The organism is Qipengyuania atrilutea, assembly GCF_013370205.1.
Taxonomy (GTDB): Bacteria; Pseudomonadota; Alphaproteobacteria; order Sphingomonadales; family Sphingomonadaceae; genus Actirhodobacter; species Actirhodobacter atriluteus.
On sequence record NZ_JABWGV010000020.1, the window covers coordinates 1 to 676 of the forward strand.

Genomic DNA, 676 nt, shown 5'->3' on the forward strand with positions numbered 1-676 from the left:
AACGCCGATGCCGATAGCCGCCACCGTCAAACCGCCGATAATCTCAAGCACATCAGACATAGCCCCTGATAGCATATTGAATCGCTTGCGGTCAATCTCGTTATTTGCTAGAGAATAAGACGCAGGAGGCGGGGCATACGACCTCCCTGCTTGCAGGGTTGGCCTAACCGTAAGGCGGCATGATCCGCTTCCTGCTTCACCCCGCGTTCTCCATGTGTTCTAACGGGCCATGAGGATTCGCTATCGCACCCTGCTAGACTTCCGCAGACAGGGCGTAATGGTAGAGGTGCGCTGCCGAGCCTGCGGGCATATTGGTGAGTTCGATCCTACCCCGCTTTCCCTGAAGTTCCAGCGCAACAAGTGGCGGCTGCATCTACCCCAGGCTGAAGCGTATTTCCGATGCAGATGCGGGGTGAAGAATTGCGAGGTCAGGCCGGGGCGGTCCTGCTAACACCATCCCCTACGCCCACCCTCATAAGGACGGGCAAGACCTTCCTTCACAAGCTGCCGGCCTACGTCCACGCCGTCTACGGTAAGCCTTGCAAGGGTTCGGCCGTACCGATCGAAGCCGTCGCGATGCACCTTCACCGGCCCACGGCTCAGCAGCACGACAAGCCGATCCCTCGCGCGGATCGCTAGGCGCTTCTCCCGATCGCACTTCCCGTTCATTTCGGCA

The 676-nt window shown here is 59.3% G+C and carries 1 protein-coding gene; it reads right to left on the bottom strand.

Annotated elements, in window-relative coordinates; all coding sequences use genetic code 11:
- Positions 1–447: 447 nt before the first annotated feature.
- Positions 448–669, bottom strand: coding sequence for a thermonuclease family protein (locus tag HUV48_RS14190; RefSeq protein WP_225871738.1), 222 nt, complete (start codon positions 667–669; stop codon positions 448–450).
- Positions 670–676: the final 7 nt, after the last annotated feature.

Excerpts from the sequence above, each read along its gene's own strand:
- HUV48_RS14190 (WP_225871738.1), bottom strand. The coding sequence starts at position 669 with ATGAACGGGAAGTGCGATCGGGAGAAGCGCCTAGCGATCCGCGCGAGG.